The 23,483-nt window shown below is 65.9% G+C and carries 27 protein-coding genes; 15 read left to right on the top strand and 12 right to left on the bottom strand.

The window, feature by feature from the left end; all coding sequences use genetic code 11:
- Window positions 1–108 precede the first annotated feature (108 nt).
- Complete coding sequence (locus tag QQW98_RS00615; protein WP_290135627.1) at window positions 109–1,041, top strand: glycoside hydrolase family 16 protein; 933 nt, start codon at window positions 109–111, stop codon at window positions 1,039–1,041.
- A 21-nt stretch (window positions 1,042–1,062) separates the two neighbouring features.
- On the opposite strand, the gene QQW98_RS00610 is transcribed toward QQW98_RS00615, so the two are convergent.
- Together QQW98_RS00610 and QQW98_RS00605 are read right to left on the bottom strand one after the other, a co-directional pair.
- The gene (locus QQW98_RS00610; protein WP_290135626.1) at window positions 1,063–2,925 is read right to left on the bottom strand and encodes a DUF885 domain-containing protein; all 1,863 of its coding nucleotides are present in this window, start codon (window positions 2,923–2,925) and stop codon (window positions 1,063–1,065) included.
- A 40-nt stretch (window positions 2,926–2,965) separates the two neighbouring features.
- On the bottom strand, window positions 2,966–3,349 hold the full coding sequence (locus QQW98_RS00605; RefSeq protein WP_290135625.1) for a DUF3597 domain-containing protein: 384 nt from the start codon (window positions 3,347–3,349) through the stop codon (window positions 2,966–2,968).
- 111 nt (window positions 3,350–3,460) lie between these two features.
- On the opposite strand from QQW98_RS00605, the gene QQW98_RS00600 reads away from it, so the two are divergent.
- Window positions 3,461–3,664, top strand: a complete 204-nt coding sequence (locus tag QQW98_RS00600) for a hypothetical protein (protein ID WP_290135624.1) — start codon at window positions 3,461–3,463, stop codon at window positions 3,662–3,664.
- A 16-nt stretch (window positions 3,665–3,680) separates the two neighbouring features.
- Here the strand turns inward: QQW98_RS00600 and QQW98_RS00595 are convergent, their stop codons facing one another.
- Complete coding sequence (locus QQW98_RS00595; RefSeq protein WP_290135623.1) at window positions 3,681–4,394, bottom strand: energy transducer TonB; 714 nt, start codon at window positions 4,392–4,394, stop codon at window positions 3,681–3,683.
- A 166-nt stretch (window positions 4,395–4,560) separates the two neighbouring features.
- Window positions 4,561–5,217, bottom strand: coding sequence for an alpha/beta hydrolase (locus QQW98_RS00590; RefSeq protein ID WP_290135622.1), 657 nt, complete (start codon window positions 5,215–5,217; stop codon window positions 4,561–4,563).
- Window positions 5,218–5,374: 157 nt separating this feature from the next.
- Between QQW98_RS00590 and QQW98_RS00585 the strand changes: the two genes are divergently transcribed.
- Genes QQW98_RS00585 through QQW98_RS00575 form a run of 3 tightly spaced genes read left to right on the top strand, consistent with a single transcriptional unit; the run spans window position 5,375 to window position 7,874 of the window.
- The gene (locus QQW98_RS00585) at window positions 5,375–6,451 is read left to right on the top strand and encodes a cysteine desulfurase family protein (RefSeq protein ID WP_404800880.1); all 1,077 of its coding nucleotides are present in this window, start codon (window positions 5,375–5,377) and stop codon (window positions 6,449–6,451) included.
- Entirely contained in the window at window positions 6,448–7,545 is a 1,098-nt protein-coding gene (locus QQW98_RS00580) for a cysteine desulfurase family protein (protein ID WP_290135621.1), read from the top strand. The genes QQW98_RS00585 and QQW98_RS00580 overlap by 4 nt, the downstream gene beginning before the upstream one ends.
- A 5-nt stretch (window positions 7,546–7,550) precedes the next feature.
- Window positions 7,551–7,874, top strand: a complete 324-nt coding sequence (locus QQW98_RS00575) for a 2Fe-2S iron-sulfur cluster-binding protein (RefSeq protein ID WP_290136808.1) — start codon at window positions 7,551–7,553, stop codon at window positions 7,872–7,874.
- Here QQW98_RS00575 and QQW98_RS00570 read toward each other — a convergent pair.
- Together QQW98_RS00570 and QQW98_RS00565 are read right to left on the bottom strand one after the other, a co-directional pair.
- Window positions 7,871–8,809 (bottom strand): DUF4349 domain-containing protein, encoded by a 939-nt coding sequence (locus QQW98_RS00570; RefSeq protein ID WP_290135620.1) that lies wholly within the window; start codon window positions 8,807–8,809, stop codon window positions 7,871–7,873. The two genes, QQW98_RS00575 and QQW98_RS00570, sit on opposite strands and share 4 nt — an antisense overlap.
- Window positions 8,810–8,981: 172 nt before the next feature.
- Window positions 8,982–9,542: a type 1 glutamine amidotransferase domain-containing protein gene (locus tag QQW98_RS00565; protein WP_290135619.1), complete on the bottom strand. Its 561-nt coding sequence runs from the start codon at window positions 9,540–9,542 to the stop codon at window positions 8,982–8,984.
- Window positions 9,543–9,640: 98 nt separating this feature from the next.
- On the opposite strand from QQW98_RS00565, the gene parC reads away from it, so the two are divergent.
- The gene (parC, locus tag QQW98_RS00560; RefSeq protein ID WP_290135618.1) at window positions 9,641–11,950 is read left to right on the top strand and encodes a DNA topoisomerase IV subunit A; all 2,310 of its coding nucleotides are present in this window, start codon (window positions 9,641–9,643) and stop codon (window positions 11,948–11,950) included.
- Window positions 11,951–11,956: 6 nt separating this feature from the next.
- Here the strand turns inward: parC and QQW98_RS00555 are convergent, their stop codons facing one another.
- The 6 genes from QQW98_RS00555 to QQW98_RS00530 form a co-directional block, all read right to left on the bottom strand.
- The gene (locus QQW98_RS00555) at window positions 11,957–12,472 is read right to left on the bottom strand and encodes a hypothetical protein (protein WP_290135617.1); all 516 of its coding nucleotides are present in this window, start codon (window positions 12,470–12,472) and stop codon (window positions 11,957–11,959) included.
- Window positions 12,473–12,565: 93 nt separating this feature from the next.
- The gene (locus QQW98_RS00550; protein WP_290136807.1) at window positions 12,566–13,762 is read right to left on the bottom strand and encodes a CCA tRNA nucleotidyltransferase; all 1,197 of its coding nucleotides are present in this window, start codon (window positions 13,760–13,762) and stop codon (window positions 12,566–12,568) included.
- Window positions 13,763–13,829: 67 nt separating this feature from the next.
- Window positions 13,830–14,429, bottom strand: coding sequence for a CoA pyrophosphatase (locus tag QQW98_RS00545; RefSeq protein WP_290135616.1), 600 nt, complete (start codon window positions 14,427–14,429; stop codon window positions 13,830–13,832).
- Between the two features lie 7 nt (window positions 14,430–14,436).
- Window positions 14,437–14,985, bottom strand: coding sequence for a DUF1285 domain-containing protein (locus QQW98_RS00540; protein WP_290135615.1), 549 nt, complete (start codon window positions 14,983–14,985; stop codon window positions 14,437–14,439).
- Window positions 14,986–15,040: 55 nt separating this feature from the next.
- Window positions 15,041–15,559, bottom strand: a complete 519-nt coding sequence (locus QQW98_RS00535; RefSeq protein ID WP_290135614.1) for a GNAT family N-acetyltransferase — start codon at window positions 15,557–15,559, stop codon at window positions 15,041–15,043.
- A 64-nt stretch (window positions 15,560–15,623) separates the two neighbouring features.
- Window positions 15,624–16,811 (bottom strand): PQQ-dependent sugar dehydrogenase, encoded by a 1,188-nt coding sequence (locus tag QQW98_RS00530; RefSeq protein ID WP_290135613.1) that lies wholly within the window; start codon window positions 16,809–16,811, stop codon window positions 15,624–15,626.
- Between QQW98_RS00530 and QQW98_RS00525 the strand changes: the two genes are divergently transcribed.
- The 9 genes from QQW98_RS00525 (at window position 16,810) to folP (ending at window position 23,481) form a co-directional block, all read left to right on the top strand.
- Window positions 16,810–17,436, top strand: a complete 627-nt coding sequence (locus tag QQW98_RS00525; protein WP_404800879.1) for a ribonuclease HII — start codon at window positions 16,810–16,812, stop codon at window positions 17,434–17,436. The genes QQW98_RS00530 and QQW98_RS00525 overlap by 2 nt on opposite strands.
- Window positions 17,437–17,473: 37 nt before the next feature.
- Window positions 17,474–18,406, top strand: a complete 933-nt coding sequence (locus tag QQW98_RS00520) for a calcium/sodium antiporter (RefSeq protein ID WP_290135611.1) — start codon at window positions 17,474–17,476, stop codon at window positions 18,404–18,406.
- Window positions 18,407–18,469: 63 nt separating this feature from the next.
- Window positions 18,470–18,970, top strand: a complete 501-nt coding sequence (locus QQW98_RS00515; protein WP_290135610.1) for an SDR family NAD(P)-dependent oxidoreductase — start codon at window positions 18,470–18,472, stop codon at window positions 18,968–18,970.
- Window positions 18,971–19,147: 177 nt separating this feature from the next.
- Window positions 19,148–19,375, top strand: a complete 228-nt coding sequence (locus QQW98_RS00510; protein ID WP_290135609.1) for an SDR family NAD(P)-dependent oxidoreductase — start codon at window positions 19,148–19,150, stop codon at window positions 19,373–19,375.
- Window positions 19,376–19,559: 184 nt separating this feature from the next.
- Complete coding sequence (locus QQW98_RS00505; protein ID WP_290135608.1) at window positions 19,560–20,696, top strand: site-specific DNA-methyltransferase; 1,137 nt, start codon at window positions 19,560–19,562, stop codon at window positions 20,694–20,696.
- A 138-nt stretch (window positions 20,697–20,834) separates the two neighbouring features.
- Window positions 20,835–21,305 carry a helix-turn-helix domain-containing protein gene (locus QQW98_RS00500; protein ID WP_290135607.1) on the top strand — a complete coding sequence of 157 codons (471 nt, stop codon included), beginning with the start codon at window positions 20,835–20,837 and terminating at the stop codon, window positions 21,303–21,305.
- A gap of 53 nt (window positions 21,306–21,358) precedes the next feature.
- A complete protein-coding gene (locus QQW98_RS00495) occupies window positions 21,359–21,712 on the top strand; it encodes a hypothetical protein (RefSeq protein WP_290135606.1) in 354 nt (117 codons plus the stop codon).
- Window positions 21,713–21,718: 6 nt separating this feature from the next.
- Window positions 21,719–22,135 (top strand): hypothetical protein, encoded by a 417-nt coding sequence (locus tag QQW98_RS00490; RefSeq protein WP_290135605.1) that lies wholly within the window; start codon window positions 21,719–21,721, stop codon window positions 22,133–22,135.
- Between the two features lie 233 nt (window positions 22,136–22,368).
- Entirely contained in the window at window positions 22,369–23,481 is a 1,113-nt protein-coding gene (gene folP, locus QQW98_RS00485) for a dihydropteroate synthase (RefSeq protein ID WP_290135604.1), read from the top strand.
- Window positions 23,482–23,483: the final 2 nt, after the last annotated feature.

Genomic DNA, 23,483 nt, shown 5'->3' with positions numbered 1-23,483 from the left:
GCATAGCTATGCGCCGGCCTTGCCAATCGCAGGGTCGGCGGTTTAGCTTCTGTGAACGTTATCAGCCGCCGGCTCCCTCGCCGGGCGGCGATGAGCGGGAGAGAAGCTATGCCAGGACTACGCAACATTCTTGCCACTTCGCTCGGCGCAATCGCGCTCGCATCCTGCGGCGGGGGCCAGGGCGGGGGTGGTGGCTCCGGCGTAATAGCGCGCCCCTCCACCCCGCCGCCGACCGTTACGCCAACGCCGACCCCGCCTGCGACGCTCCAGCTGGTGTGGTCCGACGAATTCGACGCCGACGCGCTCGATCGCAATGTCTGGACAGTCGAAGGGCCTTCGTTCTTCGTCAACAACGAGCAGCAGGCCTATATCGATTCTGCCGAGACGATCTCGTTCTCGCGCCCCGCAGGCGCGGATGGCGGCGCGCTGGTGTTGAAGCCCGTCTGGCAGGAGAATTATGCCACCCCGACCGGCCGCGAAGTCGATTTCGTGTCCGGCCGCATCAACACGCGCGACAAGGTCAACGTGACCTATGGTAAGGTCGCCGCGCGCATCCGCATGCCGGTGGCAGTCGGCGTGTGGCCCGCCTTCTGGATGCTCGGCTATGGCCAGTGGCCGGATTCGGGCGAGACCGACATCATGGAATATGTCGGCGATCCCACGTGGGTGAATTCGGCCATCCACGGGCCCGGCTATTCTGGGGACACCCCGATCCTGAAGCGCTATTACTTCTCGCAAGGCCAGGATGTCAGCGGATGGCACACCTATGCCGTGGAGCGCACGCCCGACGCGCTTATCTTTTCGGTCGACGACATCGAATATTACCGTGTCACCAAGGCCGATATCGAACGCTACGGCGCGTGGCGCTTCGACCGCGAGCAGTACATCATTCTCAATTTCGCGGTCGGCGGGGTCTATCCCTTCAACGTCAATTCCATCGAAACGCCCTATTATGGCGTGCCGCAGGAAACGGTCGACCGGATCAAAGCCGGCGAACTGGCGATGGAAGTGGACTGGGTCCGCGTGTGGGAGCCGCGCTGAGGCTGCTCCCGCCGCACGCGGTCAGACGCTCGCGATATAACGGTCCACGTTCTTCGCCAGCACGTCCAGCGGCGCGTTGCCGCCCAGGATCACGGCGTCGTTGAAGCCCTTGAAGTCGTAGGCCGAGCCCATCGCCGCCTGCGCGCGGCCGCGCTGGCGCACGATCTCGCTGTGGCCCAGCTTGTAGCCGCAGGCCTGGCCGGGCCAGCTGCAATAGCGGTCGACCTCGCTTTCGACTTCCTCCCGCTTCGATCCGTTGCGCTCGACGAAGAAGTCGACAGCGCGCTCGCGGCTCCAGCGCTTGTGGTGGAGGCCGGTGTCCACCACCATGCGACAGGCACGGAAGGCGAGCGACTGGAGATAGCCGAGACGGCCGACCTTGAAATCGTCATAGGCGCCAAGCTCGTCGGCCAGCTGTTCGGCGTACAGCGCCCAGCCTTCGCTGAAGGCGTTGAAGGCGAGAATGGAGCGGATCAGCGGCAGGCGGTTGGAATATTCGCCTTCCCACACGTGGCCCGGAATGGTCTCGTGAAAGGTCAGGTCGGCGAGGTCGTATTTGCGGTGCAGGTCGGTGGTGCGCAGGTTGATCCACATGCGCCCCGGGATGGAGCCGTCCTTGCTGCCTGCGCCGCCATATGCGCCCGGCGCGCCGGGTTCTTCGGCCAGCGGCAGGCGCTTCACTTCCAGTCGGGGATCGACCAGCGTGTTGAAGGCGCGCGGCATCTGGCCCTTGATCCAGCCGATACGCTCTTCGATGAAGGCCATGATCTCCGCGCGGCCGGGATCGCCTTCGGCAAACTTGTAGCGCGGATCTTCGCTCAGCGCCTGCATCCGCTCCCCCACCGTGCCGGAGGTGTAGCCGATTTCGCGCAGGATCGGGTCCATCCGGTCATGCAGCAGGGCCAGTTCCTCGAGGCCCTGTTCGTGAACCTCGTCGGGCGACATGGTGGTGGTGGTGCTGGACCGCAGCGCCCAGGCATACCATTCGTCGCCGCGCGGGCGGGCGGACATGCCGGGATCGCCGGTCGCCATGCCGCGTTGCACCCTCAGTTCGGACAGCTGGCGGCCGAGCGCGCCGGCAATCGGCCCGGTGACGAGCGGGTTCAGTTCCATCGGCCAAGCGCGCGCGATGCCGGTATCGGACAGGTTCTCCGACAACTGGGCCAGGAACAGCTCCCCGCTGCGCGCCATGGACAACGTGCTTTCCATTTGCGCGATCGCCTTGTCGAGCAGGAAGGACGGCGGGACCACGCCCATGCCGCGGGCCTCGCGCATCCGCGCCAGTTCCCCGTCGAGCACGGCGGGGAGGGCGCGCAGCCGCTCGGCATACGCCTCCGCATCGTCCGGCGTCTTCAGCGGGTGCGTGCTATCGAGGAGGCGCGGCATGTCGAGATAGGTCCCGACGTTCTGGATCACGGCATAGGGCGCCGTGCGCCAGCTGCCGATAGGAATGTCGCCATAAGGAAGATCGAACCCCGCCGTCGCGACGTCGTAGGCGCTTTCGACCACCTCAAGGCTGGTGCGCGTGTCGGCATCGAGCGCGGAGGTGTCGAGCGAGCGGACCAGGGCAAGGTCGCTTTTGAGGGTTTCGGCCAGCGCCGCCTGGCCATCGGGCGACTGGTCTTCCAGCTGTCCGCGAAGATAGGCGTATTCGCCGGTATCGACGCCGAGGCCGGTCGCCCGCTCCGGCTCGTGCTTCAGCAGATTGTAGGCGATCCGTTCGAGGAAGGCGTTGGCCGATGCATTGTCGATTGGCAGCAGTCCACCGCCCTGCGGTCCTGCGGGCCGTGTCAATTGCTGCGCACATCCCGGAAGCGCGGCAAGCGAAACCCCCGCACCGAGCGATGCGAGGGTCTGGCGGCGTGTGAATTTCGTCGTGTCCATGGCGCGGTTGATCGCCGCGCCATGGATTGGAGTCAAACGCTTAGTCGAGCATCTTGTCGGGAACCTTGCCGCCGTTCAGCGCCAGTTCCTGCATGGTGCGGCGATGCAGCCAGATATTATCTTCCGCGCTGCCTTCGTAATCGGTGCGGCCCATTTCCTGCGCAAGTTCCTTGCGGTTCTCGTAGCTGGAATCGATGCCGAGCAGCTTCATCAGGTCGACGATGGAGGTCCGCCAGTTGAGGCGATCGGCGCCGTCCATCTTGGACAGACGGTCTTCCACGTCGACCGAACCCGCGCGGCTGATGTTGCGCAGCGCCTCCGCCGTGATCGAATTGTCGCGCGCCTTCTGCGCCTCTTCCGGCGGTGCCGGCTTGGGCTGGTCCTTGCCGAAAATCGCGTTCTTGATGGATGAGAAAATGCCCATGTGGTGGCTCCTTTGGTTTGTTATTATGAGGTCACCGGTTCAACGCACGCGGGCGCGGATCGGTCCCGCTTGGGCGGACATTTCCGCCATATTGAGGCAGAAGGCAATCCGATGGACACGGTACTTTCCATTGTGGCGATCGCAGCCATCGCGCTGCTGGTGGGCGCGGTCTGTGCGTTTCGTGCCGGCCACCGCAAGCAGGCAGGACTGATGGTGGTGCTGGCGCTGGTGATGGCGGGCAATATCGCGATCATCGCCGCGCCCGATGCCAGCGGTCGCTCGCCGATCCTGGATGCGGCGAGCGACAGCGAATGATGGCAAGTAGTCCGGCCTAGCGCGGGATTTGCCAGCGCACCTGGCCGGTGTATGTGCCGACCACCGAATTGCCGTTCCGGTCCTGTGCCGGCGTGAAGCGGGCGCGGCGCGTGATTGCGTCGCAAGCCTTCTCGTCCAGGCGGGAGTGGCCGGAGGAACGTGTGACCTGGCAGGCCGACACCCGGCCGCTGCTGGAGACAGAGAGGCGGTAGGCCGTCACACCCTCGTTGCCGCGGCGCAGCTCGATCGAAGGATAGTCGCGCGCGGTGACCCAACCGCCTTGTTCGTTACTGGGGCGCGGAGGGAGGGGGTCGAACAGCGGGGGCGGACTGGGTGAAGGACTGGGGGATGCCGACGGCGATGCGCTTGGCCCGGGACTGGGGCGCTCGTCATTGGCGTTGGGATCGGCGGTAACGCCTTCGTTCGCATTTTCGTCGGTCGTCGGCGTGCGGAAATCGTCCGGACGCGGAATCGGGTTCGGAACGGGGGGCATCGTGATGACGCTTTCGACTTCGGTCCGCTCGGGCTGGTCCGGCTCGGGCGGCGGGGGCGGTGTCGGTTTGTCCTCGGGTATTTCGAACGTGTCGATGCGCTCGGGGGCAGCGCCGATCACGCCGGTGGCGTTGAGGCCGACGACGAGCAATGCGCCGATGCCGGCGTGGATCAGCACCACCGTGCCGACCGATGAAACGCGCTGGGCGGGGGTTATTGTCTGTTGGGCATAGGACATGGGCGGTTCCTCTCACTCGTGCTCGCACTGGTTTGCGAGTCATGTGATAACATTACATAACGAGGATGCTTTTGCAAGGTGGTGCTTCGCCCGGGCCTCCCGAGTGAAAGCAGAACGAAAAAGGGCGGCCCTCGGACCGCCCCTTCGAAGTTCGGATTTGCCCCGCTCAGCGGATCGGGCAGGCCGGGTCCAGCCGGAAGTCGAGATAGTTGTCGATCGACCGCATCAATTCGGCCTGTTCATTCTCGAAGAAATGGTTCGCACGCGGGATCACGTCGTGGTGGATCGTGATATGCTTTTGCGTCCGCAGCTTTTCCACAAGCTTTTCCACAGCCGCCGGCTGTACCACAGTGTCTGCCGCGCCCTGCACGAAAATGCCGCTGGCGGGGCAGGGGGCGAGGAAGGAAAAGTCGTACATATTCGCCGGCGGGGCGACAGAGATGAAGCCCCGGATTTCCGGGCGGCGCATCAGCAGCTGCATGCCGATCAGCGCGCCGTAGCTGACGCCGGCGACCCAGGTGACCTGCGCTTCGGGATGGATCGTCTGCACCCAGTCGAGCGCGGCGGCGGCATCGTTCAGCTCGCCGATACCGTTGTCGAAGCTGCCCTGGCTGCGGCCGACGCCGCGAAAATTGAAGCGCAGCACGGCGAAGCCGCGATTGACGAAGGTCTTGTACAGGCGCTGCACGATCTGGTCGTTCATCGTCCCGCCGCTCTGGCTGTGCGGGTGCAGGATCATGGCGACGGGTGCGCGCGGACGCGGGGCCGGCTGGAAGCGCCCCTCTAGACGACCTTCGGGACCGGGAAAAATGACGGCGGGCATGGTGCGGTTCTCGCAAGTGAAGTGATGCGGTGGTCGGCAATGCAGCGCTGGCGCATGCCGGGTCGGCGCCTATATAGGGCGAAGCGCCGTTTTCGCAACGATTTCGGCGGTTCGCGCCCGCGCCGCGAAAGCGACCTGCCTGTTCCTTCCCCCTCGACTGGAGGCCTACGTCACCGACCGCATCTATCTCGACCACGCCGCCAGCAGCCCGCTGCGCCCCGAAGCTCGCGCCGCGATGGAGGAGGGCTTTGCCATCTGGGCCAATCCAAGCAGTCCGCATGCCGAAGGCCGCAAGGCCCGCGCCGCGCTCGAAGACGCAAGAGCCCGGATCAAGGCAGCGCTCGGTTGGGAAGGCGAAGTCATCCTGACCTCAGGCGCTAGCGAGGCGGCGGCGTTGGCACTAAGCAAGGCCAAGGGCGGTGCGCGCCTCGTCTTCAGCGTCGAGCACGACGCGGTGCGCAATGCCGCGCCGGTTGCTGAGCAGCTCCCGGTCCGCCCCGATGGCAGGATCGACATGGGCGCGTTGCACGAGGCGCTCGAGCGGGAAGCGCCGGTTGTCGCCATCCAGCAAGTCAATTCCGAAACTGGCGTGGTGCAGGACATGGCTGCCATTGCCGCAATGGTGCGCGATGCGGGCGGCCGCCTGCTCGCCGATTGTTCGCAGGGTGCCGCGAAGATGCCCCTGCCGCCGTGCGACATGGCAATCGTTTCGGCGCACAAGTTCGGCGGGCCGATCGGCGTCGGTGCGCTGCTGGTTCGCGACTTCGCCATGCTTGAACCGGCGGGCGGGCAGGAACGTGGCTATCGGCGCGGGACGGAGAATTTGCCCGGCGCGCTGGGCATGGCAGCCGCATTGGAAGCGGCCAAGCAGTACTATCTCGACCCCGCCATCCTCGCGCCGCTCGGCACGCTCAAGGAGCGCATCGTGGCGGCTGGCCTGCCGTGGATCCCGGACATGTTGGCGGAAACATCGCCCTATATCCTGCCGCTCGCCATGCCCGGAATGTCTGCCAGCGCGCAGGTGATGCGTTTCGACATGGCCGGCATCGCCCTGTCGCAGGGTAGCGCGTGTTCGTCCGGCACGCTCAAGACCAGCCGGGTGTTCGAGGCGATGGGCTTCGATCCCGGCCTTGCCGAGCGGGTCATCCGCGTCAGTTTCGGCTGGAGCACGACCCGCGCCGATGTCGAGAGGTTTTGCGAGACGTGGTACGAACTGGCAGGGGTGGGCGCATGATCTATCTTGATTACCAGGCCACGACCCCGCTGGCGCCCGAAGCGCGCGATGCCATGCTGCGCTGGCTCGACGGGCCGGGGGGCGAGGGGTTCGGCAATCCGCACAGCCCGCACCGCATGGGGCGCGCGGCCCATGCCGCGGTTGAGATGGCGCGCGAGCAGGTCGCCTCCCTGTTTCCCGCCAACGGCCGGGTCATCTTTACTTCCGGCGCGACCGAGGCGGTCAACCTCGCCATCCGCGGCGTGCTGTCTGCGGCGCGCAGCGAGGGCAAGCCGCGCGGCAGCGTCTCGGTATCCGCAATCGAACATGCCTGCGTGCTGGACACCGCCCGCGCATTGGGGGCGGCGCATATCCTGAACGTGGGGAAAGACGGGCAGTGCAACACGAAACAGGACCTGCCGAACGATTGCCGCCTCGTCTGCCTGATGCAGGTCAATAACGAAATCGGCACGATCCAGCCGACGGTCGACTGGCACCGCAAGGCGAAAGAGGCGAACGCGCTGTACCTGTGCGATGCGGTGCAAGCGTTCGGCAAGATGGAGGTGACCGGGGCAGACCTGATCGCCGTCTCCGCCCACAAGCTGCACGGGCCCAAGGGCATCGGTGCGCTGTGGGTGCGCAACGGGGTGGACCTGGGCGAGGTGCAGACCGGCGGCGGGCAGGAATTTGGCCTGCGTTCGGGCACGCTGAGCCCGGCACTGTGCGCCGGCTTCGGCGCCGCGGTGGCGGAATGCAAGGACCGCATGGGCCGCGATGCGGAGCACGTCGAAACGCTCTGGCAGCGCGCCCGCATCCTCTTCGCCGACTGGGACCTGAACGGTAGCGAGGACACGCGCTGGCACGGCAATCTCAACATCCGCCGCAAGGGGCTCGATGTGAACCGCCTGATGAGCGATTGCCGCAAGGTGATGTTCTCTGCCGGGTCCGCCTGCGCCAGCGGATCGGGCCGGCCGAGCCATGTGCTGGAAGCGATCGGCCTGTCGGCGAAGAAGGCGAAAAGCTCGATCCGGCTGGGCTGGGGCCGCTACACCACGCTGGCGGAAATCGAGGAAGCGGCGGAGTTGATCAACGCCGCGGCGGATCGCCAGCAGTGAGCGTCATGGTCAACTTCACCCGCCGCGACGGCACGGTGCTGAGCGTGGAAGCGGGCGAGGACGAGAGCCTGCTCACCGTGGCCCAGAACGCCGGCTTGCCGCTGGAGGGGACGTGCGAGGGGCAGATGGCGTGCTCCACCTGCCACGTTTACGTCGCGCGCGAATGGTTCGAGAAACTGGAACCGCCGCGCGAGGAGGAAGAGGACATGCTGGACCTTGCCGCCGCCGCGCGTGCGAATTCGCGGCTGTCCTGCCAGATCGAGCTGACGGCGGAACTGGACGGGATCGCCATAACGATCCCGCCCACGTCCTACGACCAGAGCCGCTAGGCTTCCGCCGGCGTTTCGGCCGCCATCCGTTCGGCGTCGCGTCGTTCGCTCCAGCGGTTGATCCGCATCGCACCCCACACCAGCGCCGCGACCGGGGCAACGCCCGCGCCCAGCATCAGCAACCATGCGATCACCGTGCCCAGAATGCCGCCGACATTGCCTAGCGCATCGCCGATGGGGCGTGAGAAGCTGCCGCCCATCGGGGTCGAGCTTTCGTAGTCGAGAGTCATCCGGCTGAAGGACACGCGACCCTGCATCTCTGCCACCCATGCCTCGGCCGCCTCGATCTCTTCGGTGACTTTCGCCACCTCGCGTTCGGCCTGCACCATCTCGCCGACCGAGCCGCGCCGGGTCTTGAGGTCCGCCATCAGCCGGTCGCGCAGCGCCTTGCGCGCTTCCAGCCGGGCCTCGGTATCGACCATCTGCTTCGACAGGTCCTCGCCCGTGATTCCGGTGGAGACTTGCTCACCGCCCGCATTCTCCGTCGCCTGCGCCAGCTCGCTGCCGAAGCCGCGTGCGACTTCGGACCGCACTGCCAGTTCCAGCCTGCCCTGGCCTTCGTTGTCGGCACTGGCGCCGGTCATGCCGAGGATCCGGCACACCTCCGGCCCTTTCGCCTCGCACATGTCGGCATGGCGCCGCTGCAGGTCGACGATGTCGTCGCCCGGCAGGCTGAAACCGTACTGGTATTCATAGGCGATCTTGGGCATCGTCGCCGGCATTTCGAGTTCGGGCACGCTGCCAGCTTCGGTCGTGCTGGTTGCAGTGGCAGCATCCGCAGTCGACTCGACCGCAGCCTCGCTTGCCATGTCGACCTGCGCCATTTCGGCTTCGCCCGCAGCGTCCGTGTAGCTGGAATTGTCCGCTTCCGAACACGCGGCCGCTGCCAGGGCCAGCGCGCAAACACCCATTTTCAATCCGAGTCGCATCATCATTTCCTCTCCGTAAATGGGGCCATCCGGCCCTGCCTTATTGTGCCTCAAAGATGCCGTAATTGTGCCACAATCGGGAAATCATGCAAGCTGGAAACGTAACACCCCGCCACCGGGGGGACGGTGACGGGGTGCCGAAGCCCGAACTTGATCGAGCTATTTCAAATTATTGGGATCAGGCGCTTTCCATCTCGCGCTTCTCGACGGTCATGCCCAGCTTTTCGAGCAGTGCCTGCGAGAATGCGGCGATATCTTCCGGTTTGCGGCTGGTAATCAGGTTGCCGTCCACGACGACTTCCTCGTCCACCACATTCGCGCCGGCATTGGCGAGGTCCGTGCGGAGCGAGGGCCAGCTGGTGACCGTGCGGCCCTTTATGACGTCCGCTTCGGCGAGCAGCCACGGCGCATGGCAGATTGCGGCAATCGGCTTGCCCTGGGTTTCGAAGTCGCGGACGAGGGCGATGGCCCGTTCGTTCATGCGCAGGATGTCCGGGTTTATCTGGCCGCCTGGTAGCAACAGCGCGTCGAACCCGTCGATGCTGTCCACTTCGTCGACCGTCTTGTCGACCTTGACGCTTTCGCCCCAATCCGTCTGGTCCCAGCCCTTGATCTCGCCGCTTTCAAGGCTGACGACGACCGTTTCGACGCCGTTCGCTTCCAGGTTGGCCTTTGGTTTCATCAGCTCCGACTGTTCGAAACCGTCGGTTGCGAGGATCATGATGCGGTTGGTCTGCATGGGGATAACTCCTTGTTTCTATGTTACCTTCCCTACGCGTGGGGAAAGCACTCGTTCCGCTGTGTCCCGCGAAGCGAGCCGGTGATAAGGCGGACCGCATGAGCACCGATATCGAAGACGAAACGGACCCGTTCGACGCCATCGTGAACGCCCCTTTCGACAGCGCCCTGTCCGAACGTTATCTCGTCTATGCCCTCTCCACGATAACCGCGCGCAGCCTGCCGGATTTGCGCGACGGGCTGAAGCCGGTCCATCGCCGGCTGCTGTGGACGATGCGCCAGCTCAGGCTCGATCCCGGCAACACCTTCAAGAAGTCCGCCCGCGTGGTCGGCGAGGTGATCGGCAAGTACCACCCGCACGGGGACACCGCCGCTTACGATGCGATGGTCCGACTGGCGCAGGATTTCTCGTTGCGCTATCCGCTGGTCGAAGGGCAAGGCAATTTCGGCAATATCGATGGCGATAATGCCGCTGCCTACCGCTATACCGAAGCGCGCCTGACCAAGACCGCGATGACCCTGATGCAGGGGCTGGACGAAGGCACGGTCGACTTCATCCCGACCTACAATGGCGAGGAAGTGGAGCCGGAGCTGATGCCCGGGCCGTTCCCCAATCTGCTCGCCAACGGAGCCAGCGGCATCGCGGTGGGCATGGCGACCAGCATCCCCAGCCACAATGTGGCCGAAGTGATCGATGTCGCGCTGGAACTGATCGACAACCCGCACGCGGAACACGCGCGGCTGATGGAGCTGTTCCAGGGGCCGGATTTCGCCACCGGCGGCCTGATCGTCGACAGTCCCGAAGCGATTGCCAAGGCTTACGAGACCGGACGCGGCAGCTTCCGCGTGCGCGGCCGTTTCCATGCGGCCGAGGCGGAAAAAGCGGAGGATCGCGAAGCCGGGATCGAACGGCAGAAGGGCGGCGGGTACCAGCTCGTCATCAGCGAAATTCCCTACATGGTGCAGAAAGGCAAGCTGATCGAGCAGATCGCGGCTGCTATTTCGGACCGCAAGCTGCCGATCCTGGAAGACGTGCGCGACGAAAGCGACGAGCAGATCCGCATCGTTCTGCTGCCCAAGAGCCGCAATGTGGACCCGGAGCTGCTGAAGGAATCGATCTACAAGCTGACCGATTTCGAAACCCGCTTCGGCCTCAACCTCAACGTGCTGGACGCCACCCGCACGCCGATGGTGATGGGGCTGAAGGAACTGGTCCACAACTGGATTGGCAGCCAGATCGAGATCCTGCAGCGCCGTGCGCGGCACCGGCTGGAACAGATCGCCAGGCGACTGGAACTTGTCGGCGGCTATATCATCGCCTTCCTCAACCTCGACCGGGTGATCGAGATCATCCGGACCGAGGACGAGCCCAAGCCGGTGATGATGGCCGAGTTCGAGCTGACCGACCGGCAGACCGAAGCGATCCTCAACATGCGGCTGCGGTCCTTGCGCAAGCTGGAAGAGATGGAGCTGAAGCGCGAGAAGGAGAGCCTGCTGGAAGAGCAGGACGGGCTCGAGAAGCTGCTCGCCAGCCCGGCGCGCCAGCGCACGCGGCTGAAGCGCGATCTTGCCAAAGTGCAGAAGGAATACGGCAAGGACACCGATCTCGGCGCGCGGCGCACGACGATTGCGGAAGCCGCGCCCACGGTCGAATTCAGCATGGACGCAATGATCGAGAAGGAACCGGTCACGGTCATCCTTTCCGCCAAGGGCTGGGTGCGCGCGGCGAAAGGCCATGTGGAACTGGCTGGCAGCGCCGACGGCATGGGCGATTTCAAGTACAAGGAAGGCGACGAGGCCGCCTTTGCAATCCATGCGCAGACGACCGACAAGCTGCTGGTCGTCGCCGATGACGGGCGCTTCTTCACTCTGGGCGCCGACAAGCTGCCCGGCGCGCGCGGCTTCGGCGAGCCGATCCGCACGATGCTGGACATCGATCCCAAGGCGCAAATCGTGGCGCTGCTGGCGCACAGGCCAGGCGGCAGGCTGCTGCTGGCGAGCAACGCGGGGAAGGGCTTTGCCGCGGAAACCGATGCGCTGGTCGCCGAAACGCGCAAGGGGCGCCAGGTGGTCAATCTGAAAGCCGGCCAGCGTCTTGCCGTGATCCGCCCGATCGCCGAGGGGCACGATCACGTCGCGGTTGTCGGCGACAACCGCAAGCTGGTGGTCTTCAACCTGGAGGAAGTGCCGGTGATGGCGCGCGGGCAGGGCGTGCAGCTGCAGCGTTATCGCGACGGCGGATTGTCCGACGCGATAACCTTCACGCTGGAGGAAGGCCTGAGCTGGCAGATGGGCGGCAAGGGTGACCGGACCCGCACCGAAAGCGACATGTGGCAGTGGAAGGTGGCGCGCGGCGCCGCCGGCCGGATGCCGCCGCAGGGCTTCCCCCGCGACAACAGCTTCGGTTGAGGCGCGTTACTTCTTCGCCGCCAGCTGCGCGGTGACGTCGGCCGTGCTGACCAGCGCCTGCAACTGGCTGCTGACCAGGCGGAAGCCGCTGCGCGGCAGGTAGAACGCTCCGGCAACGCCTTCCACCAGCACCATGCCGGTAGCCGTGACTTCGCTAATGGTGCCGAGCGGCGCGCCGTTCGCGTCGAAGACGGCCGCGGCGGGGACGATGGCTGCGTTGAGCGCATTTGCCTGCGCGGTTTCCGCAGCCAGGATCAGCTCGTCGAGCTGCGCGCGCGTGGTCACCAGCATCGGGCCGCGGGTCGACTGCCCGAACGTCGCGAGCAGCACGGTGCCGCGCCGCGTTCCGGTATCGACGACCGCCGTACCCGCAGCCTGGTCGACGCTGACGATCGTGGCGACATAGTCCCCGCGCGGATCGACGACCTGCCGGCCCGGCGCCGGATCGCGCATGTCCTGCGCCTGGGCGATGCCGGGAATGGCAAAGGCGAGGGCGGCGGCGAGGAAGGCGGTCGATTTCATCGGGGAACTCCAGTGGCTTGTCCGGGGCCAGCCATTCCATCGAATGCGGGCCAAGGCAACAGCGATCCTGCGGCGCGGGCGATGAAGCCCGGCTTAAGCGGCGGCGGCGATCGCGGCGTCGATATGCGCCAGCGCGGCCTCCCGGTCCGGGAAGCCGGCCGCGATCCAGCGTTCTTCCGCGTCCTGCAGGATCGCCGCGACCTGCGGCCCGGCGCTGACCCCGCGCTCGATCACGTCGCGGCCTTTCACCGGGAATTGGGGCACGTCCCACTCGTCCAGCATCGCCGTGTTCGCGCCGCCCAGCAGCAGGCGGTCGCGCGCGCTGTCGAGCCCGTGGCGATAGGCGAGGGCGTGCGCGCCGTCGCTGTCCGCCGCTTCGCGCGAGGCCGCCGTCACCAGCCGCAGTTTCTGCGCGCGCGACAGCCGCAGGCGTGCGGCAACGTCCCTTGCCACCTCGGGCGAGGGTGGCAGCAGCGCGGCAAGGCGGCGCAACGGGTGCGGCGCAATACCGGAAGATTTCTCGGCATCGATAAGACGGGCAAGCGCCGCCACTTCCTTGGCGCCCGCCTCGGGCAGGATCACGCCGAGCACGCCCCGGTCCTCCATCCGCGCTACGGTGTCCGCAGGGGCGGGCAGGGCGAGCAGGTTCAGCAATTCCATCGCGATCCGCTCGCGGCTCAACCCTTTCATCGTCGGGGCAAGCTCGGCGCAGGCCTCCTCCGCCTCGCTGTCGAGCGCGCTGCCGAAGCGGGTCTGGAAGCGGTAATAGCGCAGGATGCGCAGGTGGTCTTCGCGGATGCGTTCGCGCGCATCGCCGATGAAGCGGACCACGCCGGCGCGCAAATCGGCAATGCCGCCGAAATAATCGTGGACCACGCCGCTGCCCGGCTCTGCGTACAGCGCATTGATGGTGAAATCTCGCCGCGCGGCATCGTCCTGCCATTCGCTGGCGAATGCCACGGTCGCCCGCCGCCCGTCGGTAGAGACGTCCTTGCGCAGGGTGGTCACCTCGACATTCCCGCCCTCGCGCAGCGCGGTGACGGTGCCGTGTTCGATCCCCGTGGGGACGGTGCGAATGCCGGCGGCGTCGCAGGCAGCGATCACCTGTTCCGGCGTCAGCGTGGTCGCCGCGTCGATATCGTGGACCGGCACACCGGCCAGCGTATCGCGCACGCAGCCGCCCACCCAGCGCACGTTTCCGTAACCCAGCGCGGCGACCAGCTGCGCGAGGTCTTCGCGGTGCAGCCATTCGGCGTCGATGGTGGCGGTTTCGGTATCGTCGTTGGTCATGCTCACCGGGCGTCCTTTACTACGCCGCCGGCGGTTGTCGAATGGCGCGCAATCGGATTTCGCCGGCCTAGCGTTCCCACAATTCGGTCAGTTCCAGCCGGCGCGAGAGATTGGCGATGATCGCCGCCGTCACGCCCCAGATGCGGTAGCCGTTCCAGTCCATCTCGTAATAGGTCCTGTCGGCGCCTTTCCAGAAGGTGGAGTTCTCGCGGTAATTGCTGCGGTCGAACAGGACGCGCAGCGGCACTTCGAACCAGCTTTCCACCTCGTCCGGATTGGCGCGCAGCGGCAGGTCGGGCGGCGCGACGCCGAGCACCGGGGTGACCACGAACCCCGTGCCGGTGGTGTAGGGATCGGTCGCGCCGATGATCTCCACCTCGGCAGGCGGCAGGGCGATTTCCTCGTGCGCTTCCCGCAAGGCGGCCTGGACGACGTCCTCGCCCGGATCGAGCTTGCCGCCGGGAAACGCGACCTGGCCCGGATGGCTGCGCATGTCGGCGCGCCGGCGCGTCAGGATCGCGCCCGGATCGGGCCGGTCGGTCACCGCGATCAGCACGGCGGCGGGACGCGGGTCGGGTTCGGCAAAGCGCTTGTCCGTCAGCAGTCCGTCGAGCGGCTTGCCGTGGCCTTCGTCAAAAATGCGGGTCAGCCGCTCGACCAGCGTCATGCGCGTCTCATGCGGGCTGGAGGCTGAAGGTTTCGCCGCCGCTGGTGACCGTCCAGTCATCCCCTTCCTCGAGCGAGAGCGCGGCAAGCTGTTCGTATGTCGAGCGGTTGAGCCTGGCTTCCAGGCCGCTGCGGACGTGAAGGTAGATGGCCGGCGTATCGGCATCGCCCCGCGCGGCGAGCGCATGGTCCGGTCCCGCGACGACGAGATCGTCGGTGTTGAGGCGGAAGGCGAGCGCGCCGTCGCGCCGCTGCACGTCCACCGCGACGAGCGGCGCGTCCTCCACCGCGATGGCCAGTTTCTGGTACGGGGTGACGAGCGAGTGGCTGCCGTCCTCTTCGCGGCGCAGGAGGCCGGAGAACGCACGCACCATCGCGGGGCGGGTTATAGCGCTGCCGTCATGATACCAGGTGCCCGCCGCATCGATCCGCATGTGGCTGTCGCCTTCGTGCGTTGGCGCCCATTCGGCAACCGGCGGCAGCTTGCGCGCGGCGACCTGCTCGGCGATTTGGGCCAGGGAGAGGGAGGCGAGTTCGGGCGGGGGCGTGTAAGGCATGCGAGTTAAAGCGCTGGCACAGGCCGCGCGTTCCGCCAAGTGCCCTTTGCAGGCTTCAGCCGGGCCACGGCCCCAGCATGCCTTCGCGGGGCAGCACGGCCGCATTGGGCGCGCGCACCAGCAGCCGCTCCGGCTCCCACGGGCCGGGCAGGCGCCAGCCACCGGTGGGCGCGGCGCTGAAGCCGAAGAAGCGGCCGTAATAGTCGGGATCGCCGACCATGACCTGCGGCAGGGCATTTTCGCCCAGCGCGCCCAGCAGCCCCAGCATGAGCACCTTGCCGAAGCCTTCGCCCTGCCGTTCGGGCACTACGGCCACCGGTCCCACCATCACCATCGGGTGCGCGCGGCCATCGGGATCGGTCAGGGCGACGGGCCAGCTCTGGATCGTGCCGGCCAGCATTTCCTCCGCGTCGAGCACGGCGAAGCTCAGCGCCGGAAGCCACTGCGTCCCGGTGCGCACACGATAGGCAGTGCGCGCATGGCGATCCGGCCCGAAGGCACGGTCGAGCAATTGCTCGATCATCGCGGGCTCGACCTGGGCGAGCGGGATCAGCGTGGCATCGTCGGCGGACATGGCGCGCGCCGTTACGGGCGGCGGCGGGCCAAGTCGATTAAATTCCGCTTTCCGCCCGCGCGGCTCAGCTTGCCGGCGACAGCTTCAGCAGCCGGCCGCCTTCGCCATCCTCGATGATCCAGACCGCGCCGTCCGGCCCCTGCGCAATGTCGCGCAGGCGCTTGCCGAAGTCGTAGCGACCGGCCTCGGTGGCGCGCGTCCCGTCCATCGCAACGCGGATAAGCGCCTCGGTCTTGAGCCCCACGATCAGCGCATCGCCGCGCCATGCGGGGAAGGCATCGCCGGAATAGAAGATGAAATCGCCCGGCGCGATTACCGGGGTCCAGCCGATCACCGGTTTAACGAGGTCGGGCCGCGTGTCGTTGTCGGGGATCGGCGACCCGTTGTAATTGTCGCCGTTGGATACGAGCGGCCAGCCGTAATTGTTGGCGACCTCCACGAGGTTCAGCTCGTCACCGCCTGCGGGGCCATGCTCGAGGTCCCACAGCCGCCCGGCATCGTCGAATTGCAGGCCGAGGATGTTGCGATGGCCGTAGCTCCAGATCTGGTTCGTCGGGGCGGGCAACCGCGGATAGGGGTTGCCGGCGGCCGGGGTGCCGTCGAGGTTCAGGCGAACGATCGTGCCGAGATTGTTGGTGTTGTCCTGCGCCGGGTCCTTCTTCTGGCGCTCCCCGCTGGCGATGAACATGTTTTGCTCGTCGGGCGAGAAGGCGATCTTGTGCGAATAATGCCCGCGGCCGGTGACCTTGGGCGCCTGCCGCCAGATGACCTGCCAGTCCTCGATCGTGCATTCGTCGGCGACGTAGCATTTCAGCGTGCCGCGCCCGACCGCCGCCCCGCGCGTATCGCCGCTGCCGGCCTCTGCGAACGAAAGGTAGATCGTCCGCGTATCGAGCCGGTCGGCGCTTTCCGAAGGCAGGAAGGCAACGTCGCCGAGCCCGCCCTGGCCGCCGTAGTCGACATCGGGAAGGCCGCTCACCGTCACGAGGCGCGGATTTTCGCCGGAGGTGTCGACGATGCGCGCGGTGCCGGGCAATTCGGTGATGAAGGCAAGGTCGGTGCCCGGAATGAAGGCGATCGCCCACGGTTCGTCATACGTCCCGTGTTCGCTGATCGTGTAGGGCACCGTATCGCCTGCAGAGCCGGTGCTGGCGGGCGCGGCGCTATCCCCGCCCATTCCGCCCGAGCAGCTTGCGGCGGTAAGCAGGGGAAGCGAAAAGGCGGCGAGAAGGAGGGTTTTTGCGTTGGTCATTTTGGCTTCAACTCCCTGTGCATCGTTCGGGCCCGAAACGGCGCCGGTCATCGGGGTGGACGAGGCCGGGCGCGGACCGTTGGCAGGGCCTGTGGTAGCCGCTGCGGTCGTGCTGTGCCAGCCGTGTCCCGAAGGGCTGGACGATTCGAAAAAGCTCACCGCCGCTCGTCGCGCCAGGCTCGACAGTGAAGTGCGCGAATGCTGCGCCTGGGGCATCGGGATCGTCGAGCCGGGGGAAATCGACCGGATCAACATCTTCGCCGCGACCATGCTGGCGATGAGCCTGGCGGTGGAGCGGCTGTGCGGCGCACTCGGCTCCGCCCCGAGAGAGGTCCTGATCGACGGCAACATGACGCCCGCCGGGCGCTGCGACCTGTGGCGCTGGCCGGCGCGCGCCATCGTGGGCGGGGACGGGATCGAACCGGCGATTTCCGCAGCCAGCATCGTCGCCAAGGAATGGCGCGACCGGTTGATGAAGGACGCGGCGGCGCGGCACCCGGCCTACGGGTGGGAGCGTAACAAGGGCTACGGCACCAGGGAGCACATGGCGGCACTGCGCGAACACGGGCCCACGCCGCTCCACCGGCACAGCTTCGCCCCCGTCGCGCAGGCCAGCCTGCTTTGACCTCGCTTGGCGCCATCGAACCCGCTAGGGCGCGCCGATGCTGACTTCGATCCTGATCCTTCTTGCCGGCCTCGTGGCGCTGACCATCGGCGGCGAACTCCTCGTGCGCGGCGCCGTGTCGCTGGCGGAAATCTTCGGCCTGTCGGCCCTCGTCACCGGCGTCGTGATAGTCGGCGCGGCGACATCGATGCCGGAACTGGTCGCGAGCATCCAGGCCGCGCTTGCCGGATCGCCGGGGATCGCATGGGGCAATATCGTCGGCTCCAATATCGCCAACACGCTGCTCATCCTCGGCGCGGTGGCCGTGTTCGCGCCGTTCAGCCTGTCGGGCGGTGGGAAGCGCGATGCGTTGGTCGGTTTGCTGGCCACGGTGTTGCTGGGTGGGCTTGCGTGGTTCGGGCTTGCCGCCACTTGGCTCGGCATCGTGCTGGTCGCGCTCCTCGTCATCTACATCGTCTGGCGGCTCGGCCATCCGCGCATACCGACGGCGGAGAACGAGGAGAAGGAAGAGGAACTCGGCGGCTATCGCCTGCCTGCCGCCAGCGCCTTGTTCGCCGTAGGCGTCGGCCTGCTCGTCCTGGGCGGCAGCTGGCTGGTTTCCGGCGCGGTCGATCTTGCCCGGCTGGCCGGGGTGAGCGAAGTCGCGATCGGCGCGACGGTGGTGGCGATCGGCACATCGCTGCCCGAACTCGCCGCGTCGGTTGCCGCCGCCTTGCGAGGCCAGCCCGACCTGGCTTTCGGCAACGTGGTTGGGTCCAACGTGTTCAACGCACTGCTGATCGGCGGCGTGACGATGGCCGTTGCACCGCTGCCCATCCCGGTCGAACTGCTCGACATCGAATGGCCGGTGCTGATCGCCAGCGCGGCGCTGCTCTTGTTGCTTGCCGGCAAGATCAAGCGCATCGGGCGCGGGGTGGGTGCGGCGATGCTGGCGGTCTTCGCGGCTTACTCGGCGCTCGCCTTCACCTGACCGCCTGACGGAACGTAGCGGCGGTGCCCCGCATTGGACCGGAACCGATCCATGGAGCACGCCGTGCGAAACTTCACCCTTTCCGATATTCCCGACCAGTCCGGCAAGACCGCCATCGTCACCGGCGCGAACACCGGCATCGGCTACGAGATTGCGCGCCACCTCTCCATGAAGGGCGCCCGCGTGGTGCTTGCCTGCCGCGACGAGGACAAGGCGCGCGATGCGATCGCCGAAATTGCTGCCGACGCCCCGGGCGCCTCGCTCGATTTCCTCGCCCTCGACCTCGCCGACCTCGACAGCGTGGCCAGGGCTGCGCAGCAGGCGAAGGAAGAGGCGCGCATCGATCTACTCATCAACAACGCCGGCGTAATGATGCCGCCGCTCGGCCATGCGACCGCGGGCACGGAACTGCAGTTCGCCGTGAACCACTTGGGCCATTTCGCGCTCGCGGCCCAGCTGGTCGGCAAGCTGGCAGAGGATGGCGGCGGGCGCGTGGTCGTGCAGTCCAGCATCGCCCACAAGAGCGGCAACATCGGTTTCGACAATCTCGACGCGAGCAAATAATACGCCCGCAGCCCGTTCTATTCGCAAAGCAAGCTGGCCAACCTGCTGTTCGCGCTGGAGCTGGACCGCCGTCTGCGCGCCGCTGCATCGCCCGTCGCCTCCATCGCCTGCCACCCCGGCGTCGCCGCGACCGAGCTGACGCGCCACATCGGCTTTGCCGCGCTGTTCACGCCGGTCATGAAGATCATGCTGAACACGCCGGAGCAGGGGGCAATCCCCGCGCTGCAAGCGGCGACCGACCCTGAAGCGCAGGGCGGACACTACTACGGACCCCGCGGCTTGCTGGAGGCACGCGGCAACACGTCGGGCCGTGCCTATGCGACACGCCGCGCACGCGACGAAGCGCTGGCGAAGAAGCTGTGGGAACGCTCCGAAGAGCTGACCGGGATCGACTTTCGCATTTAACGGGGCGGGGCGAGTCTTTCGCGCCACACCACAAGATGGCGAGTCTGCGCGTCCTGCGCGGACTCAACATCTTGTGTCGGACTCGCTTCGTTCTCCCCCAATGCTCGCAACATGCGGCAAATTTGCCGCTTGACCCGCGGAGTCCCGACAGGCCACATCCTGTGGCTAAGTCGAGGGGGATGCTGTGGGCCAGGTTACGAAAATTCGCGCGCCGCGTGTGCGCGCAAGGGACGATGCGGCCCGGAAGGCCGACTTGCCGCTCGGCCAGATCCTCGACGGCGATTGCGTTCAGCGCCTGCGCGAGCTGCCCGATGCCAGCATCGATCTCGTCTTCGCCGATCCGCCCTACAACCTGCAGCTGGGCGGCGACCTGAACCGCCCGGACGGCAGCCATGTCGATGCCGTGACGGACGACTGGGACCGCTTCGACAGCTTCGCCCTTTACGACGAATTTACAAGGGACTGGCTGGTGGAGTGCAAACGCGTCCTCAAGCCGGACGGGGCACTGTGGGTGATCGGCAGCTACCACAATATCTACCGCGTCGGCGCGATCCTGCAGGACCTCGGCTTCTGGATCCTCAACGACATCGTCTGGCGCAAGACCAACCCGATGCCCAACTTCCGCGGCACCCGCTTTACCAACGCGCACGAAACGCTGCTGTGGGCGAGCCAGGGCGAAAAGGCGAAGTACCAGTTCAACTACCGCGCGATGAAGACGCTCAACGATGAACTGCAGATGCGCAGCGACTGGGTCCTGCCGATTTGCCAGGGCGGGGAGCGGCTGAAGGACGGCGGACAGAAGGTCCACCCGACGCAGAAGCCCGAAAGCCTGCTTTACCGCGTGCTGCTGGCGACGACGGAGAAGGGCGACGTGGTGTTGGACCCGTTCTTCGGCACCGGCACCACCGGCGCGGTCGCCAAGCGGCTTGGCCGCGAATGGATCGGGTGCGAGCGGGAAGAGGCTTATCGCAAGGCCGCCCGCGCGCGGATCGACAAGGAACTACCGCTGGATGAAAGCGCGATCACGGTCATGCAGGCCGGCCGCAGCGCGCCCAAGGTCGCCTTCGGCGCTTTGGTGGAAAGCGGCCTGATCCCGCCAGGCACTCAGTTGTTCGACAAAAAACGCCGATGGATCGCAACCGTGCGTGCGGATGGCTCCATCGTCCATGGCAAGCAAGCCGGCAGCATCCACGGCCTTGGCAAGGACCTGCAAGGCGCCCCCAGCTGCAACGGCTGGACCTTCTGGCACTACGAGAACGGCGGAGAGGTCAAACCCATCGACGCCGTGCGGCAGCTATACCTGCTCAGCGTCGAGGATTGAGGTTTCGCGTTGCAGAACCGCATTCCGGATGGACACTTAGGTCATTTTACTTAGTCGACCGTTAACCGGAACTCGCTACACGCCCTGTGATTGATCCAATATGGATGAAACGGGGGGCACACCATTAACGACGATGAATTGTCACCTCTGGACAGGTTGACGCCGCGTCAACTCGAATGCCTGCGCCTGGTCCGCGACGGTCTGTCGGCCAAGCACGTGGCGCGAGAACTGGGCATTTCCCATCGGACGGTAGAATTTCACCTTACCGCAGCTATCGAGAGATTGCAGGCTGGCAACCGGTTGGGGGCGGTCATGATGCTGTCCGAGCTGGAAAAATCTGCGGAAGAAAAGAACACCACACCCCAGGTTCCGCCGGCCCCGTTTATGCTCGTTTCCGACGCCGCATCGAACGAAGACGATCTCGTCGAGGGATCATCCAAAGAAGGGCGCCACAATCACATTCCGCCTGTCGGTGGTAAGGTTAACGATCTGACCGTTGCGGAACGACTCAAGGCGATACTGACCGTGGCCAGCGTGTCTATCCTCGTCGTCGCGGGGCTAATCCTGACCATTGCGGGGGCAATCCATGTTCTTTCGAACAGTTCATGACGGCAAGCTTCTTTCCCAGCCCCCATTCCGGGAGCTTTGCGAAAGGGTCAAACATGCACAAGATTGAAGATTCCGCAGGTCACGTGGTCGCCAACGACACGCAAAACTCCGTCGCGTCGGTCGATCAGGCTGTCGTGTCGCTGGCAAACCTTTGTGCCAGCATCGTCGAAGTGAGCACGGCGTCGAACCTGCCCATCGCCACCGCACAGAGCGCGCTGGCGCACGCCTCCGCGGGACTTTCCAACCTGGTCGCATCGCGTGAGAATATGGCGGCAGCGACGCGCGAGATCATCCGCGTGCAAAAGGCATCGACGCTTTCGATCGTGAATTTTGGTTGCCCGAACGGCTTGCCGCAACCGAGCGGTATGAAGTCTGACCAAGCTGTCGGCCGCAGCGAGACTGCCTAGTTCTCTATGACCTTCACACTTGCCTTCTGGATCTTTTTTGCCGGTGCAATTGGGTTCGGTTGGCAGGTGGGAAGGCGGCAAGATCGACACGTAGTCGCTGCGGTCATCGTTGCCGCGACTGCGACATTTGTCGCCAATGGGGCGTTGGGTATCGAACAGGCACTTTTGGCCGTAGCGATTATTGACTTCGGCCTGCTGGTATTTCTCCTGGTGGCAGCATTGCGGACAGACCGCTATTGGCCGCTCTGGTTTACAGGCTTTCAATTTGCGGCTGTACTGACTTCTCTATCGGCTTTGCTTTTGCCTGGGGACAATCGCTGGATTTTCCAGACGCTCGGAGGTTTTTGGGCCATTCCAGCGCTGGTCGTCATGTGTATTGGCTTGGCAAAGGATCGCTTGGCGGGGGTTACGGTGGCTGGTTGACTGAAGCACCTGTCCTACCGACGCTTTCACCGCTAGCGGTACGGTATGAACTTTTACCAAGCCTCAAGCGCGGTCGTTGGCGGTTGGATTCCGGAAGGTGACAGCGCCAAGCCATGTTCCGCGCATAACGTTTTAAGGGATAAGGAAAATTTGGTTTTCTCGCTTTATGCAATCGAGGCACATGCCTGTTCCACGCAATTGAATAGGCGGCCAGCATTGGGCAAGCGAACGACATGACCAAAAGTCTCTACATCCGCCCCATCGGCCTCGCGCCTTCGCCGCAGGGCGAGGAGGGCGGAGCGATCAGGCTGGCAGGCGGGATGGTCTATGCCAGCCGGTTCGCGGTGATCGTGCGCGATAGCGACCGGGTCGTTTCGCGCAGCCTTGGCGGGGTGGACGATGTGCCGGCGATGCTCGGCGCGCTAGAAAGCGACCTTGCGGCGGAAGGCGAACGGCAGTGGTCCAATTTGCGAATGGCGCATGTGCCGCTGCAGCTGGGTGAGCGCACCGTGCGGCTCGACCAGCCGCAGGTCATGGGCGTGCTCAACGTCACGCCCGACAGTTTCAGCGACGGGGGCGAATTCCTCGACGATCCGGAGGTCGCCGCGCAGCACGCCGCAGCGATGCTGGAAGCAGGCGCGGCGATCATCGACATCGGCGGCGAAAGCACGCGGCCGGGCGCCTCTGCGGTGTGGGAAGGCGAGGAAATCAAGCGGACCGGGCCGGTGATCGAACGCGTCGCCGCAATGGGGGCGGCGATCAGCATCGACAGCCGACGGCCCGCGGTCATGGAGGCCGCCCTGGCCAAGGGGGCGCAGCTGATCAACGACGTATCCGCGCTGCGCCACGACCCGCGCAGCATCGAACTGGCTGCGGCGAGCGGCGCGCCCGTGGTGCTGATGCACGCGCCGGGTGACGGCGACGACCTCCATTCCAACGGCGACTATGCGAACGTGGTCTTCGACGTATTCGAGTGGCTGCGCGACCGGCGCGATGCGGCGCTGGATGCGGGCATCGCGCGCGAGAAAATCGTGCTCGATCCCGGTATCGGCTTCGGCAAGACCCTCGCTGACAACCTCGCGTTGCTCAATGCGCTGCCGCTGTTCCATGCGCTCGGCCAGCCATTGCTGCTGGGCGCGAGCCGCAAACGTATGATCGGCGCGCTGTCGGGCGAGGCGGGTAGCCACGAGCGGCTGGGCGGCAGCCTGGCGCTCGCCATCGCGGGCATGAATGCCGGCGTGCAGCTGCTGCGCGTCCACGACGTGTTCGAGACCGTGCAGGCGCGCAACGTGTGGCGGGGCCTGCGCGATGCGGCGCTGACGGATTTCGCGGATCTGCCGGCCTAGGC

The organism is Alteriqipengyuania flavescens, assembly GCF_030406725.1.
GTDB classification, from domain to species: Bacteria; Pseudomonadota; Alphaproteobacteria; order Sphingomonadales; family Sphingomonadaceae; genus Alteriqipengyuania_B; species Alteriqipengyuania_B flavescens.
This window is presented reverse-complemented; position numbering and strand designations above follow the sequence as displayed.